The sequence below is a fragment of the Frigoribacterium sp. R86507 genome (assembly GCF_044597695.1).
Taxonomy (GTDB): Bacteria; Actinomycetota; Actinomycetes; order Actinomycetales; family Microbacteriaceae; genus Frigoribacterium.
The window spans coordinates 1708280-1723281 of the sequence record NZ_CP139002.1; the positions used below are offsets into that span (position 1 = coordinate 1708280).

Genomic DNA, 15002 nt, shown 5'->3' on the forward strand with positions numbered 1-15002 from the left:
CCTCGGTGACCCGCGCCTCCTGCAGGAGCCGGCCTGGGCCGGGGCGGGCCGCACCCTGGGTGCCCCGCGGCCCGATCTCGCCGAGACCCGGCCGCCGGCGTCCGACCGTCCCCGGGGCAGCGGGCCGCTCGAGGTCGAGGTGCGCGACGAGTGGGTGCCGCTGCCCGACGGGACGCGGCTGCACGCCCGGATCTGGGCACCCCTGGTCGACGAGCCCGTGCCGGTGCTGCTCGAGTACCTGCCCTACCGGCTCGACGACTGGACGGCCCCGCGCGACAGCGAGCGCCACCCCTGGTACGCCGCACACGGCTACGCGTCGGTGCGGGTCGACATCCGCGGCACGGGGTCGAGCGACGGCCTGTTCGACGACGAGTACTCCGAGCAGGAGCTCGACGACGGCATCGCGCTGATCGAGTGGCTCGCTGCGCAACCCTGGTCGACCGGCGCGGTCGGCGCGTTCGGCATCTCGTGGGGCGGCTTCAACGCGCTGCAGCTGGCCGGGAGGGCTCCGGCCGCGCTCAAGGCGATCGTCACCGTCTGCTCGACCGAGGACCGGTACGACAACGACGTGCACTACATGGGCGGTGCCGTGCTCGGCATCGACATGGCGTCGTGGGGCGGCACGATGTTCGCCTTCAACTCGCGGCCACCGCGGCCCGAGGTCGTGGGCGCCGACTGGGTGGCCCGCTGGCGCGAACGCCTCGAGCACAACCGTCCGATGACGACGACATGGCTCTCGCACCAGGAGCGCGACGACTACTGGCGGCACGGCAGCGTCTGCGAGGACTACTCGTCGATCACGGCCGCCGTCCTCGCCGTGGGCGGCTGGGCCGACCCGTACCGCGACGCCGTGCTGCGACTGGTCGAGAACGTCGACGCGCCGGTCAAGGGCATCATCGGGCCGTGGTCGCACCAGTACCCCGACCGCGGCTTCGCCCCCGGCCCGGGCATCGGCTTCTTGCAGGAAACCCTGCGCTGGTGGGACCGCTGGCTGCTCGACTGCCCCAACGGCGCCGACGCCGAGCCCGCGCTGCGCGCCTGGATCAACGACTCCGAGCCGCCGGCGACCTACTACGCCGAAAGGACCGGACGGTGGGTCGCGGCGTCGTCGTGGCCGTCGGCCTCGACGGAGAACCGGGTCGTGCCTCTGGACTCACTGCGCGGCGGGGCGGACGGCCCCGTCGTCGTGCGCTCGCCGCAGAGCACCGGGCTCGATGCCGGGCGGTTCTTCCCGTTCGGCAACGCGACCGACCTGCCGCCCGACCAGCGCGCCGAGGACGGCCGCTCGGTCTGCTTCGACCTGCCGGTCGACTCCACGCTCGACGTGCTGGGCAGCGTCGTGGCGGACCTCGCCGTGACGAGCGACGTGCCCGACGGCACGGTGATCGTGCGCCTGTGCGACGTCGCCCCCGACGGCTCGTCGACGCTCGTGACCCGGGGCGTGCTCAACCTCAACAAACGGAACGGACGCGACCGCGCCGATGACCCGATGGAGGCGCGGGTCGAGCAGGTCGTGCGCGTCGCCCTGGTCTCGACCGGGCACTCCTTCCCGACCGGCCACCGCCTCCGGATCGCCCTGTCGAGCGCCTACTGGCCGTGGGTCTGGCCGCACCCCGTCGAGGCGACCCTCACGGTCGACCCGGCGCGCAGCAGCGTGACGCTGCCGGTGTGGACGCGCGGGCCCGGCGACGGGACGGCGGAACGTCCGGTCGACGACGGCGTCGCGTTCGAGGCACCCGAGCGGGCCGAGCCCCTGGCGATCCGCGCCCTGCCGCCCGCCTCGGACCTGCCGCAGCGCAGCGTGTCGCACGACGTCGGCACCGGCGAGTGGGTGCTCGACGTCGACCCCGGCTACGGCGGCGGGCGGGAGTACCCCGACGGGCTGGTCTTCACCGAGGACAGCCGCGAGACCTACCGCATCGTCGACGGCGACCCCCTGTCGGCGTCGGCCGAGTCGCGCTGGGCGATCGGGCTCGAGAAGCCGACCTGGAAGGCGTGGCTCGAGACCACGTCCCGCGTGACGGCGTCGGCCGAGGCGTTCCGGGTCGAGAACACCGTGCGCGCCTGGGCCCGGGACGGCGGACCCGAGGCCGAGACGGTGCTCGTCGCCGACCGGACCTTCGACGAGCTCGTGCCGCGGACGTCCGCATGAGCGGCGTGAGCAGCGCGGGCACGAGCGGCGCGACCGGCGCGGGCGTGCGGCAGAAGCCGGTCGTCCGGCGGGCGTCCATCGTCGAGGCGGCCCGCGAGGTGATCGTCCGCGAGGGCATGGGCGCGACCCGTCTGCGCGACATCGCCGCCGCGGCCGGGGTCTCGGTCGGCACCGTGACGTACCACTTCGACGGTGTCGCCGAGATCCTCAACGAGGTCGTCGTCCTCGAGACGGCGCGGTTCTACTCGTCGATCATCGAGGCGGTGGACACCGAGTCCGACCCGGTCGTCGGGGTGCGGATGCTCGTCGAGCCCCTGTTCGCCGACACCGACGCGACCGACGAGCACTGGCGGCTCTGGTCGGACTACTGGACCGCCGTGGCACGCAAGCCCGCGGTCGCCGCCGAGTACGTCGAGCGCATCCGCGTCTGGGAGGCCTGCCTCACCCGCACCCTGCGCCGCGGGGTCGAGCAGGGACGCTTCGCGACGGAGGACCCGTCGGCGCTCGCCCTCAAGCTCGCGGCCTACAGCGACGGCCTCGCGACCCAGCTCGCCCAGAAGGCCCCCGGCCTCACGCCCTCCCTCGCGCTCGACTGGATGTGGACGCTGCTGGAGCACGAGACCGGGGCGTCCTTCCGGGGCTGACCCGCGCCTCCTCGTCGTCACTCGTAGCGAAGCGACTCCACCGGGTCGGCCTTGGCGGCGCGGGCGGCGGGCAGTGTGCCGGCCAGGAACGCGATCACCATCACCACGACGATGATCAGGACGATCGACACGGGGTCGAACGCGATCAGCGTCAGCCCGGGCAGGTTCGACAGCAGCGACCCGGCCAGTGCCGCGCTGGCCAGGCTGCCCGCGATCATCGCGATGCCCACGCCGATCGCGCTGCCGAGGAACCCGATGAACGCGGCCTCGAGGCTGAACAGGCCGAACACCTTGCCGCTGCCCATGCCCATGGCCTTCATCAGGCCGATCTCGCGGGTGCGCTCCTGCACGCTCATCAGCAGCGTGTTGACGATGCCGAAGCTCGCCGCGAGCAGGGCGATGATGGCGAAGGCGTTCAGCACCAGCACGATGCCGTCGATCACCGTCGTGAAGGTGCCCAGCTGGTCGGCGACGGTGGTGCCGGTGTAGCCGGCGGCCGTCAGACGATCCTTGAGGTCGGTGACCTGCTGGTCGGACGCGTCCGCGGCGAACCGCACCGTGGCCTGCGCGTAGCGGTCGACCTGGTCGGCGGGCAGCCCGACGTTCTGCGCGTCGAACAGGGCCGTGCCGAGAGCGGCGTTCGGGGTGACCGACGCGCCGGCGGGCGACGCGATGCTCTCCTCCGCGACACCGACGACGGTCGCGGTGACCGTGTGCTGCGTGCGCGTGGCGTCGGTCACGGCCAGCGTGACCGGCTGACCGACGGCCGCTGCGTCGTCGCGGTACCCCAGCGGCCCGACGTAGGACGTGGGGATCGCCACCTGCAGGTCGGCGTCGTCGTCGTCGGGCTGGGCACCCGCGGTCAGGGTGAGCTGCTGCCCGGGGACGAGCGCGCTCGCCGACACGACGTACTTCGTGCCGCTCTCGCCCTCGACGTAGTCGGTCGAGAGCGACTGGGTCGGCTGCACGTCCAGCACGCCGTCGACGCCCTCGAGGGTCGTCACGTCGTCCGGGGTCAGGGCGACGACGGTCGACCCGGGGGCGCCGAACCCACCGGCGGCGACGGTGTCGGGGTCGTACTCGGTCGGGCCCGAGCCGCCCACGCTCAGACCCTGCGCGTCGTCGGAGGCCTTCGTGACCGTCATGGTGTCGGACGAGCCGACGGCCGAGACCGTGTCGTCGATGTAGGCGTTGATGCCGGTGCCCAGCCCGCTCGTCAGCGTCAGCGTGAACGCGCCGACGAAGATCGCCAGGATGGTCAGGATCGTCCGCGTCTTCGACCGGAACGTGTTCGAGACGGCGGTCGACAGCAGGTCGGTCGTCTTCATGCGGCCACCTCGGCCTCGTCGTCGACGATCAGCCCGTCGCGGATCACGATGCGCCGGTCGCAGCGCGCCGCGAGCTCCTCGTCGTGGGTCACCACGATCAGCGTGATGCCGTTCTCGCGGTTCAACGAGAACAGGATGTCCTCGACGACCGCCCCGGTCGCCGTGTCGAGGTTGCCCGTGGGCTCGTCGGCGAAGATGATGCGCGGATCGTTCACCAACGCCCGCGCGATCACCGTGCGCTGCTTCTGACCACCCGACAGGTTCAGGGCCTTGTTCTTCGCCTTGTCGGCGAGCTCGAGCTGCTCGAGGGCCGCCAGCCCCCGGCGACGGCGCTCGCCGCGGGGCACTCCCGCGATCTTCATCGGCAGCACGACGTTCTCGAGCACCGACGCGCTCGACGTCAGGAAGAACTGCTGGAACACGAAGCCGAACGTCTTGTTGCGCGTCCGGTTCAGGCGTCCGCCCTTGAGCGTGCTCGTGTCGATGCCCTCGAGCTCGACGGTGCCGGTCGTCGGGGCGTCGAGCAGGGCGAGCACGTGCATGAGGGTCGACTTGCCCGAGCCGCTCTTGCCGACGATCGCCACGCTCTCGCCCTCGGCGATGTCGAAGCTCACCCCCTTCAGGGCCTCGAACCGGTTCGGGCCGCGCCCGTACGAACGGTGGACGTCTCGGACCGAGATGATCGGCGCCATGGTGCTCCTGTCGCTGACGGCCCGGTGTCTCCGGGGCCGAGACCCACACTCGCGGGCCGCTCCGCCCGGGGCGTCCCCCCACCGCGGACACCTGCCCGAGCGCCCGTACCGCGACCGCGGTACGCGACGTCGGGCCACAGGGGGACTCGGTCGCCGGCGTTCCAGGGCACGATGGGGTCATGACGACGACGGACGGCAGGAGGCGCGAGCCGGCCTATCCGCGACCTCGCGTCCCCTGGTGGCTGGGCGACACGCTCGCCGCGCTGCTCGTCGTCGGTGCGGCCTTCGCCCCCTTCCCCGTCGCGGAGTTCCGGCCGACCGGGGGACCGGCCGTCGCCGTCGTCCTCGCCCCCGTCGTCCTGCTCCCGTTCCGGCGTCGCAGTCCGATCCCGGTGCTCGCCGCGATCGTCGTGCTCTTCGGTGTCGGCACGCTGCTCGGCACGCTCGCACCCGGCGTCGTGCTCGCCACCGGCATCGCCGTGTTCGCCGTCGCCGCACGCACACCGCGGCGCCGCACGATCGTCGTGACGGTCGGCACCGCCCTGGCCGTCCTGTTGCTCGGCTTGCCGGCGGTGGGCGGACGCGTCTTCGACCTGCCCGTGGTCCAGTTCACCCTGCTCATCGCCTTCGCGGCCGCCGCGGGTGACGCCAGCCGCTCGCGGCGCGAGTACATCGAGGCCGTCACCGAGCGAGCCGAACGGGCCGAGCGCACCCGTGAGGCCGAGGCCTCGCGCCGGGTGGCCGAGGAGCGGCTGCGCATCGCCCGCGACCTGCACGACGCCGTCGCCCACCAGATCTCGGTGATCAGCCTCAACGCCGGGGTCGCGTCGTCGGCGATCGAGACGCGACCCGAGAAGGCGGTGACGGCCCTCGCGACCATCCGCCGCGCCTCCCGGACCGTCCTCGGCGAGATCGGCGACCTGCTCGAGGTGCTGCGCGCCGGTGACTCGGACCGCGCCCCGTCACCCCAGCCGGGTCTTGCGCGACTGGATGAACTCGTGGCCGGTTTCGCCGACGCCGGGCTCGTCGTGGGCACCCGGGTCGAGGGGCCGCTCGCCTCGGTGACGGGCGCGGCCGACCTCGTCGCGTACCGGGTCGTGCAGGAGGGGCTGACGAACGCCAGCAAGCACGGTGCCGAGCACCGCGCGCACGTGCTCGTCGCGGTGGACGAGCACGAGGTGTCGATCGTCGTGACGAACCCCGTGCCGGTGGTGCGGGCCGAGCCCGACCCGGACGACGTGCGGGGTGGGCACGGACTGCTCGGGCTGCGCGAACGCGTCGCGTCGGTGCGCGGGGTGGTCGAGACCGGGCCCACGCCGGGCGGCTTCCGGTTGGCGGCCGTGCTGCCGGTGACCCGTGCATCGGACGTCGACGGGGGAGTCTCGTGACCACCGTGCTCGTCGTCGACGACCAGCCGCTCATCCGTCAGGCCGTGACCGACATCCTCGACGGTGAGGACGGGGTCGAGGTCGTGGGTGACGCCGTGAACGGCCGCGAGGCGGTGATGCGGGCCTCGGCGCTGAAGCCGGACGTGGTCGTCATGGACATCCGCATGCCCGAGCTCGACGGGATCGGCGCGACGGCCGAGATCTGCGCCGACCCGCTGCTCGCCGAGACGAAGGTGCTGATCCTCACGACGTTCGAGGAGGACGAGTACCTCGTCGCCGCCCTGCGCGCCGGGGCGAGCGGGTTCATCGGCAAGGGTGCGGAGCCCGACGAGATCGTCCGGGCGGTGCGGGCCGTGCACGCGGGGGAGTCGCTGCTGTCACCCGTCGCGACGCGCAGCCTGATCGAGAAGTACGTGCTGCCCGGTGGCGGCCGCGACGGTGTCGGCGCGGGTGGCGGCGGCGGGTCGGTTTCGGCCTCGGGGGAGTCCTCGTCGGGGGCTGCGCCGTCGCAGGCCGTGCCGCCCGAACTCGCGCACCTGACCGACCGCGAGCGCGAGGTGCTGCTGCTCGTCGCGCGGGGGCGCGCGAACGCCGAGATCGCCACCGACCTGGTCATCTCGCCGCACACCGCGAAGACCCACGTCAACCGCATCATGACCAAGCTCGACGCCCACGACCGGGCGCAACTGGTGATCCTCGCCTACGAGACGGGCTTCCTCGCGCCGGGGTCCTGACCGGGGGCGCACAGCACGCGGCGGAGGTGCTCGGCGGCCTCGTGCCCGACGCGGGCCATGGCCTCGCGGGTCTGGCCTCCGACGTGCGGGGTGAGCACGACGTCGGATCGGCCGCGCAGGGGGTGGTCGGCGGGCAGCGGCTCGACCGTGGTGACGTCGAGACCGGCCCCCGCGAGGTGACCGGCGTCGAGTGAGGCGACCAGCGCCTCCTCGTCCACGACGCCGCCGCGCGAGGTGTTGACGACCACTGCGCCGGGGCGCAACAGGGCGAGCTCGCGCGCGCCGATCAGGCCGACGGTGGTGGGCGTCAGGGGCACGTGGACGCTCAGCGCGTCCGACGCCGCGAGCAGGGCGTCGAGGTCGGCGGGCTCGGCTCCGGCCGCCCGGACGGCGTCGTCCGAGAGGTGCGGGTCGTGGGCGACGACGCGCATGCCGAGGCCGTCACGGGCCGCATCGGCCACGAGCCGCGCGATCCGCCCGAAACCGAGCAGCCCGAGCGTCGCGCCGTGCAGTTCGCGCCCCACGAAGGAGGCGCGGGTCGGCACGGTCCCGGAGCCGTCGGCACCCGGGTCCCCGACCAGCGCACCGCCGCCCGACCACGCCGCGCCGAGTCCGCGCCTGGTCACCATCAGCAACGTCACGGCGAGCTCGGCGACCGACCGGCTGTTCGCGGCCGGGGTCGTGGTGACGGTGATGCCGAGCTCGGCCGCGGTGTCGACGTCGACCGTGTCGAGGCCGACGCCGTGCCGCGCGACGATGCGGAGCCGCGGTGCCTCGCGCATCATCGCGCCGTCGACCCGGGCCGTGCGCAGCAGCACGCCCTCCACTTCGGCCGCGACGTCGGACCAGCCCGCGGCGTCGTCTCCCCAGCCGAGCCGCACGTCGGCCCAGGCGCGCAAGGACGCGACCACGTCGTCGTCGATCGGCCGCGGCACCCAGACGACGGGCGTGCGGCCCGTCGGGTCCTTCGAGCCACCCGAGCCCCCTGAGCCCGCCGAGCCCGGCGACCCCGCGTCAGTCACGCGGCACCAGCTTCCGGTTCGCCGCTCGACGGTCGCCTTCTCCGCGCAGCAGTTCGTGCGTCGCCGCCACGACCTCGTCGACCCGGGCAGCCGGAACGATCGCCACCCCGTCGTCGTCCCCGAGCACCCAGTCGCCCGGCGACACCGCCACGCCGCCGACCGCGATCGTCTCGCCGGTGCGGAACGGCCCGGTCTTCCACGGCCCCGCCGGCGTCACGGACCGCGCGAACACCGGCACGCCGACGCGCTCGAGCTCGACCACGTCGCGGGCCGCGGCGTCGAGCACGATGCCGCCGACGCCGAGTGCCTTGGCCTTCTCGGCCACCAGCTCGCCGATCAGGGCGCGGGTCTCGTCACCGCCACCGTTCACCACGAGGATCTCGCCCCGACGGATGCGCTCGAACGCGGCGTGCAGGCCGGCGTTGTCGCCCGGCCGGGTCCACACGGTGAACGCCGGGCCCGACAGGGCGGCACCACGCCAGAGCGGGCGGACGCCGTCCGCGACGCCGAAGCGCTCCATGGCGTCCGAGACCGTGGCGACGGGGAGTTCACCGGCGGCGGGCAGCACCGGTCGGAGGGGCCGCGAGGCCGGGGAGGTCGAGGTCGTGCTCATGGTGCTCCTGTCGTTTGGGGGTGCGGGGTCTCTCGGTCGGTGTCGATGGCGGTGGCGGTGGTGCGGGTCCGGGTGCGGTGGGTCAGTCGAGGGCGGGCGGCAGCCCGGTGCGGGCGAGGTCCGAGGAGGCGCGGCGCAGCTCGTCCACGAACCGCGGGACCGCGTCGTCGGTGAAGCGACTTGTCGGCCCGCCCAGGGCGAGGGCGACGGGTCGGCCCGGCGGGCGTCCCGGGACGAGGACGGCGACGCCCGAGTTGCCCGGCTCCCGCGTGCCGTGCGACACCGACCAGCCCTCGTGGCGGGCCCGCTCGACCCGGGCCCGCACGGCGTCACGATCGGCGGGCAGCACCGGCACCGGTGAGAACGGCGTGGTCGGGCTCGAGCCGCGCGTGCCCGGTTCCGCCGTGGCGTCGACGTCGTCGAGGGTGGCGTCGAGCGCCTCGGCGGGCTCACCGCTCAGCAGCACGGCGCCCGCGGCGCCGATCCACAGCGGCAGTTCGTCGCCCACCTGGACGACGTGACGGAGGCTGTGCGGGCTGGGCGACTGCGCCACGACGACTCGGGCCACGCCGCTGCGGACGTAGAGGCTGACGGTCTCGCCCGTCACCGCGGCGAGCGCGGCCATGCGGTCGGCGGTGGCGGCGGGCACGGCCCAGGCGCGGGCGGCGAAGGCTCCCCAGTGGATCATCCGCGTGCCCACGCCGACCCGCCCGTCGGGCCCGTGCTGCAACATGCCCTCGGCGACGAGGGTGTCCACCAGACGGAGGACGGTCGTGCGGGGCAGGCCGGAGGCGCGCACGAGTTCGGAGAGGGTCTGCGTGCTGCGCTCGGGCGTGAACGCCTGCAGGACGGCCAGGGCCCGGCTGACGGCGCGGACGCCGCTCGCGTCGCCGCGGCCCGCGACCGCAGGGGTCGGTGTCGTGGGGGGCGGTGTCGCCTCAGCTGGTGTCATCGTCTCGACCTCTCGCCGGGGAAGCGCGGGGCCCGGGCGGGGCCGCCCTTGCGGGGACTTCCACGGCGAAGCTACCATCAGGCGGACACAGACATCCACCAGGTGGACACCCTTCGGGGTGGGATCGCCGGTGCGAACCGCTGCAACCATCACAAGGGAGTGATCGTGTGGGCAATCTGATCGACAGGAACAGGCGCAAGGTCGTCACGGGGGCCGTCGGCATCGTCGCGACCGCGGTGCTCGTCGGCTTCGCGGCCGTCGACGCCGGCGACGGCACGGCGGGCGCCGACCCCCGGGCCAAGTTGACGATGATGGCGCCCGCGGCGCCCGGCGGCGGGTGGGACCTCGCGGCCCGTGAGGCGCAACAGGCCCTCCGCGCGGCGTCGATCGTCAACAACGTGCAGGTGGTCAACGTGCCCGGCGCCGGCGGCACCATCGGCCTGAGCCAGTTCGTCGGCCTGGGCGCCGATCCCACGAACCTGATGATGACCGGCACGGTCATGGAGGGGGCGATCACGGTCAACGGGTCGGACGTCGACCTCTCGGACACGACGCCCATCGCCAAGCTGGCCGAGGACTACGAGGTCTTCATCGTCCCCGCTGACTCGCCCTACGAGACGATCGACGACTTCGTCGCGGCGTGGAGCGAGGCCCCGCAGAGCCACCCGATCGGCGGCGGCGGGCTCGGCGGGACCGACCACCTGCTCGCCGGCCTGTTCGCCCGCGAGGTCGGCGTCGACCCCGGTGAGATCAACTACGTCTCGTACGCGGGTGGTGGCGAGGTGCTGACCGCCCTGCTCTCGGGCACGGTCGAGATCGGCGTCAGCGGCTACAACGAGTTCAGCGACCAGATCGAGGCCGGCAACCTGCGGGCCCTCGCGCTCTCGGCCGAGGAACCCGTCGACGGCATCGACGCCCCGACCTTCATCGAGCAGGGCATCGACGTGCACCTGCCGAACTGGCGCGGTCTCGTGGCCCCGAAGGACATCACCGACGCCGAGCGCGACGAACTCGTCGCGATCATCGACGAGATGGTCGCCTCCGACGAGTGGCAGGACACCCTGAAGCGCAACTCCTGGGCCCCGGCGGTGGTCACCGGAGAGGACTTCGCCGATTTCATCGCCGAGGACCAGGCCCGCGTGAACACGATCATCGAGGAGCTGGGCCTGTGAGCGGCGTCATCCGGACCGTCTCGGTCACCCGTCGGGCCGTGGTCGTCGCGGACGGGTTCTGGCGCCGACGCACGGGCCTGATCGTGCCGGCGCTCATGCTGGTCATCGGGCTGGCTCTCGTGGTCGGCACGGTGACGATGCGCGTGCCCGACACCGCCACCTCGCCCGGGCCCCAGGTCTTCCCGGCGATCGTGGCGGCCCTCGTGCTGATCGTGGCCGTGCTGCTCGCGATCGACGTGCTGCGCAAGCCCGAGGCCGCCACGGTCGAGATCGCCCAGCCCGCCGCCCCCGGCGACGTGGACGACCTCGACCTCGACGGCGAACCCGTCGAGCGCCGCCCGACCAGCAACCACCGGGCCCTGCTCGGTGCCCTCGGCACGGTCGTGGTGTTCATCGCCGCCCTCACGCCGCTCGGCTGGCTGCTGGCCGGTGCCGTCCTGTTCTGGGGCATCGCCCGCGCGCTCGGCAGCCAGCGGCCCGTCTTCGACATCTTCCTGGCACTCGCGATCTCGTCGATCGTGCAGCTCGCCTTCTCGGCCGGACTCGGCCTCAACCTGCCTCCCGGCATCCTCGAGGGGATCTTCTGATGGAATCGCTCGCCAACCTCGGGGACGGGTTCCTCACCGTCCTGACCCCGATCAACATGCTCTGGGTGCTGATCGGAGCCGTGCTCGGCACGGCCGTCGGCGTCCTGCCCGGCCTCGGCTCGGCCATGGCCGTCGCCCTGCTGCTGCCCGTGACCTTCTCGCTCGACCCGATCGGCGCGTTCATCATGTTCGCCGGCGTGCTCTTCGGCGGTCTGTTCGGTGACTCGATCTCGGGCATCCTGATGAACACCCCGGGCAATAGCACGGCCATCGCCGGCACGATCGAGGGCCACAAGATGGCCACGAGCGGGCGGGCCGCCCAGGCCCTCGCGACCTCGGCGATCGGTGCCTTCATCGGCGGCATCATCGCGTCGGTGCTGGTCGTGTTCTTCGCTCCACTGCTGGCGGAGCTCGCGACGCTGTTCGGCCCGGCCGAGTACCTCGCCCTGGCGGTGTTCGCCTTCGTGGCGATCTCGGCGGTCGTCACCGAGTCGGTGTTGCGCGGCCTCGCCGCCCTCGGCATCGGCCTGGCGATCTCGGTCGTCGGCATCGACGGCATCTCGGGCGCCTCGCGATTCACGGCCGGCGTGCCCGAGCTGTTCGACGGCATCGACATCGTCGTGATCACCGTCGGCCTGCTGGCGCTCGGCGAGGTCTTCAGCGTCGCGGCGAAGCGCGGCACCCCCGACGAGACGGCACTCGTGCCCTCGCGTGGTCGACTCTGGCTGTCCCGTCGTGAGTTCCGCCTGGCGGCGCCGGCCTGGCTGCGCGGCACGGCGATCGGCATCCCGTTCGGCATCATCCCGGTGGGCGGCGCCGAGGTGCCGACCTTCCTCGCCTACGGCACCGAGCGCCGACTCGACGCCCGCCGCAAGGACTCGATGTTCGGCCGCGGTGCCATCCAGGGCGTCGCCGGCCCCGAGGCCGCCGGCAACGCCACGGCCGGCACGGCGATGGGCGCGCTGCTCGCGCTCGGACTGCCGACCTCCGCCACGGCGGCGATCCTGCTCGCCGCGTTCCGCCAGTACGGCCTGCAGCCCGGGCCCCTGCTGTTCGAGCGCGCCCCCGACCTCGTCTGGGCACTGCTCGCCAGCTTCTTCGTCGGCATGGTGGTGCTGCTGATCCTCAACCTGCCGTTCGCGCCGCTCTGGGCCAAACTGCTCAAGGTGCCGCGCCACTACCTGTACGCGGGCATCTCGGTCTTCGCGATGCTCGGCGTCTACGCGACGAGCGCGAAGATCCTCGATCTCGTGCTCGTCACGGTGATCGGGCTGATCGGGTTCCTCATGCGCCGCTACGGCCTGCCGGTCGCGCCGATGCTCATCGCGATCATCCTCGGCCCCCTCGCCGAGACCGAGTTCCGGCGCGCGATGGCCGTCAGCGAGAGCGACCCCGCCATCCTCGTGTCGAGCCCGATCTCGGTGACCCTCTACGTCGTGCTCCTGCTCGCCGTCGCCGGCGCCGCCTTCCAGAAGATCCGCAGCCGGAGGACCGTCGCCCAGGCGATCGCCGACCGCCAGAGAGAGACCGTGTGACCCAGCCCCCCGACCCCACCCCGGCCCACGACCCCGCTCGGCCCCCCGAGCCGGCCGGGGACCACGACCGACCCCGACCCCGACCGCTCGACGGCGTCCGCGTCCTCGACATGACCAACGTCCTCGCGGGGCCCTACGCGGCGTACCAACTCGCCCTGCTCGGGGCCGACGTGATCAAGGTCGAGACGCCGCACGGGGGCGACCTCGCCCGCCAACTGGGGGCGTCCGCCGAACTGAACCAGCGCCTCCTCGGCATCTCGTTCCTGGCGCAGAACGCCCAGAAGCGGTCGCTGACGGTCGACCTGAAGAAGCCGGGCGGGGCCAAGGTGCTGCGGCGGGCGGTGGCCGAGGCCGACGTCCTGCTCGAGAACTTCCGGCCCGGGGTGCTCGAGCGGCTCGGCTTCGGCTGGGACGTGCTGCGGGGGATCAACCCACGACTCGTCTACGCGGCGATCTCGGGGTTCGGGCAGACCGGCCCGCTGCGCGGCAAGCCCGCGTACGACCAGATCATCCAGGGCAGCTCGGGCATGATGAGCGTCACCGGCACGCCCGAGACGGCCCCGCTGCGGGCCGGCTACCCGATCGCCGACACGCTCGGCGGGCTGGCGGCGGCGTTCGCGATCTCGTCGGCGCTGCTCGGTCGCGAGCGGACCGGGGTGGGCTCGGTCATCGACGTGTCCATGCTCGAGACCGCGGCGACCGCCATGGGCTGGGTCGTCTCGAACCACCTCGTCGCCGGCACCGAGCCGCGGCCGCTCGGCAACGACAACGGCACGGCGGCTCCTTCGGGCACGTTCGCGACCGGGGACGGAGCCCTCAACATCGCGGCCAACAAGCAGGAGCAGTTCGAGTCGCTCTGCACCCTGATCGGGCGTGCCGACCTCGCCGTCGACGCCCGGTTCGCCGGCCGCGAGGACCGCAAGACCCACCGCGCCGCGCTCACCCACGAGATCGAGGCGGCGCTGGCCACCCGCGGCGCCGCCGAGTGGGAGGCGCTGCTGAGCGACGCCGGCGTACCCGCCGCGGCGGTGCTGACCGTGGCCGAGATGCTCGACAGTCCGCAGGTGCGCGACCGCGAACTCGTTCATGAGCTGCCCTTCCCGGGCGGGGCGCAAGGCGACGACCCGTTGCGGGTGATGGGCCACGGCATCCGCGTCGACGGCGTGCCCGGGGCGCCGACCCTGCCGCCACCTCTGCTCGGGCAGCACACCGACGAGATCCTCGCCGAGCTCGGCTTCGACGCCGACGAGATCCACGACCTCAGGGAAGGAGGCGCGGTGTGAGCGCCGACGAGAGAGCCGACCTCGAGGCCCGCCTCGCCGCAGCGCAGGCCGAGACCGCCCGGCTCGAGGCGCGGATCGCCTCGACCACCGCTTGGTGGTCGACCGGCATCACCAAGATCGAGCCCGGCGTCATCGAGCTGCGCGGCTACCCCGTGCAGCAGCTGATCGGCAACCTCGGCTTCGTCGAGACCGTCTGGCTGATGACGCGCGGCGAACGGCCCGATCCGGCGCAGGCCGCGCTGCTCGAGGCCGCGCTCGTCGCGAGCGTCGACCACGGCCCGCAGGCCCCGTCGATCGCCAGCGCGCGCATGGCAGTCACCTGCGGCGTCGGCCTCAACTCGGCCGTCGCGAACGGCGTCAACGTGCTGGGCGACACCCACGGAGGCGCGGGTCAGCAGTGCGTCCAGCTGCTGAACCGTCTGGTCGCCTCGCACCGCGACACCGGTGCGCCGCTCGACGAGCTGGCCGCCGCCGAGGTCGCGGCCCACAAGACCCGGGGCGAGTTCGTGCCCGGGTTCGGGCACCGCTTCCACCCGCGCGACCCGCGCCGCGACCCGCTGCTGGCCCTCGTCGAGCGGGCGCGCGACGAGGGCGTGGTCGAGGGGCGTCACCTCGACGCGGCCCTCGCCGTCGAGGGCGTGCTCGCGTCGCGCGACGTGCCGATGAACATCGACGGGGTGTCGGCCGTGGTCTACGGCGAACTCGGCATCGAACCCGAACTGGCGCGCGGGCTGTTCGTGCTCTCGCGGTCGGTGGGCATCCTCGCCCACGCCTGGGAGGAGCGCGGCTCGGGCCAGCGCATCAAGGGTCCGCTGCCCAAGGGCTTCCTGGCCGACTACACGGGCCCCGCCACCCGCGACCTCTGAGTCCCGGCCGCGGGTGCCTCCGTCTCACCCCGCC

14 protein-coding genes are annotated in these 15002 nt (G+C 73.3%); 9 read left to right on the plus strand and 5 right to left on the minus strand.

Annotated features, from left to right (window positions below; all coding sequences use genetic code 11):
• Positions 1-139: 139 nt before the first annotated feature.
• Both SJY14_RS08155 and SJY14_RS08160 read left to right on the plus strand, forming a co-directional pair.
• Positions 140-2152, plus strand: a complete 2013-nt coding sequence (locus SJY14_RS08155) for a CocE/NonD family hydrolase (RefSeq protein ID WP_396600265.1) — start codon at positions 140-142, stop codon at positions 2150-2152.
• A complete protein-coding gene (locus SJY14_RS08160; protein WP_396598651.1) occupies positions 2149-2796 on the plus strand; it encodes a TetR/AcrR family transcriptional regulator in 648 nt (215 codons plus the stop codon). The genes SJY14_RS08155 and SJY14_RS08160 overlap by 4 nt, the downstream gene beginning before the upstream one ends.
• Positions 2797-2813: 17 nt before the next feature.
• Here the strand turns inward: SJY14_RS08160 and SJY14_RS08165 are convergent, their stop codons facing one another.
• Positions 2814-4124: an ABC transporter permease gene (locus SJY14_RS08165; RefSeq protein ID WP_396598652.1), complete on the minus strand. Its 1311-nt coding sequence runs from the start codon at positions 4122-4124 to the stop codon at positions 2814-2816.
• Complete coding sequence (locus SJY14_RS08170; RefSeq protein WP_396598653.1) at positions 4121-4816, minus strand: ABC transporter ATP-binding protein; 696 nt, start codon at positions 4814-4816, stop codon at positions 4121-4123. The genes SJY14_RS08165 and SJY14_RS08170 overlap by 4 nt, the downstream gene beginning before the upstream one ends.
• Positions 4817-4995: 179 nt before the next feature.
• Here SJY14_RS08170 and SJY14_RS08175 point away from each other — a divergent pair, with 179 nt between their 5' ends.
• Together SJY14_RS08175 and SJY14_RS08180 are read left to right on the plus strand one after the other, a co-directional pair.
• A complete protein-coding gene (locus SJY14_RS08175) occupies positions 4996-6204 on the plus strand; it encodes a sensor histidine kinase (RefSeq protein WP_396598654.1) in 1209 nt (402 codons plus the stop codon).
• Positions 6201-6938 (plus strand): response regulator, encoded by a 738-nt coding sequence (locus SJY14_RS08180; RefSeq protein ID WP_396598655.1) that lies wholly within the window; start codon positions 6201-6203, stop codon positions 6936-6938. Before SJY14_RS08175 ends, SJY14_RS08180 begins: the two co-directional genes overlap by 4 nt.
• Here SJY14_RS08180 and SJY14_RS08185 read toward each other — a convergent pair.
• The 3 genes from SJY14_RS08185 to SJY14_RS08195 all read right to left on the minus strand — a co-directional run bounded on the left by SJY14_RS08185 (position 6905) and on the right by SJY14_RS08195 (position 9525).
• The gene (locus SJY14_RS08185; protein ID WP_396598656.1) at positions 6905-7960 is read right to left on the minus strand and encodes a hydroxyacid dehydrogenase; all 1056 of its coding nucleotides are present in this window, start codon (positions 7958-7960) and stop codon (positions 6905-6907) included. The genes SJY14_RS08180 and SJY14_RS08185 overlap by 34 nt on opposite strands.
• Complete coding sequence (locus tag SJY14_RS08190) at positions 7953-8573, minus strand: RraA family protein (RefSeq protein WP_071255389.1); 621 nt, start codon at positions 8571-8573, stop codon at positions 7953-7955. Before SJY14_RS08190 ends, SJY14_RS08185 begins: the two co-directional genes overlap by 8 nt.
• An 82-nt stretch (positions 8574-8655) precedes the next feature.
• On the minus strand, positions 8656-9525 hold the full coding sequence (locus tag SJY14_RS08195; RefSeq protein ID WP_396598657.1) for an IclR family transcriptional regulator: 870 nt from the start codon (positions 9523-9525) through the stop codon (positions 8656-8658).
• Positions 9526-9692: 167 nt separating this feature from the next.
• On the opposite strand from SJY14_RS08195, the gene SJY14_RS08200 reads away from it, so the two are divergent.
• From SJY14_RS08200 to SJY14_RS08220, 5 genes are read left to right on the plus strand one after another with little or no spacing between them, the layout of a single operon-like run.
• On the plus strand, positions 9693-10697 hold the full coding sequence (locus SJY14_RS08200; protein WP_255364195.1) for a tripartite tricarboxylate transporter substrate binding protein: 1005 nt from the start codon (positions 9693-9695) through the stop codon (positions 10695-10697).
• On the plus strand, positions 10694-11284 hold the full coding sequence (locus SJY14_RS08205) for a tripartite tricarboxylate transporter TctB family protein (protein ID WP_218141832.1): 591 nt from the start codon (positions 10694-10696) through the stop codon (positions 11282-11284). The genes SJY14_RS08200 and SJY14_RS08205 overlap by 4 nt, the downstream gene beginning before the upstream one ends.
• Positions 11284-12819 carry a tripartite tricarboxylate transporter permease gene (locus SJY14_RS08210; RefSeq protein ID WP_396598658.1) on the plus strand — a complete coding sequence of 512 codons (1536 nt, stop codon included), beginning with the start codon at positions 11284-11286 and terminating at the stop codon, positions 12817-12819. The genes SJY14_RS08205 and SJY14_RS08210 overlap by 1 nt, the downstream gene beginning before the upstream one ends.
• Positions 12816-14102 carry a CaiB/BaiF CoA transferase family protein gene (locus tag SJY14_RS08215; RefSeq protein ID WP_396598659.1) on the plus strand — a complete coding sequence of 429 codons (1287 nt, stop codon included), beginning with the start codon at positions 12816-12818 and terminating at the stop codon, positions 14100-14102. The genes SJY14_RS08210 and SJY14_RS08215 overlap by 4 nt, the downstream gene beginning before the upstream one ends.
• Positions 14099-14968 (plus strand): citryl-CoA lyase, encoded by an 870-nt coding sequence (locus SJY14_RS08220; protein ID WP_396598660.1) that lies wholly within the window; start codon positions 14099-14101, stop codon positions 14966-14968. Before SJY14_RS08215 ends, SJY14_RS08220 begins: the two co-directional genes overlap by 4 nt.
• Positions 14969-15002 lie beyond the last annotated feature (34 nt).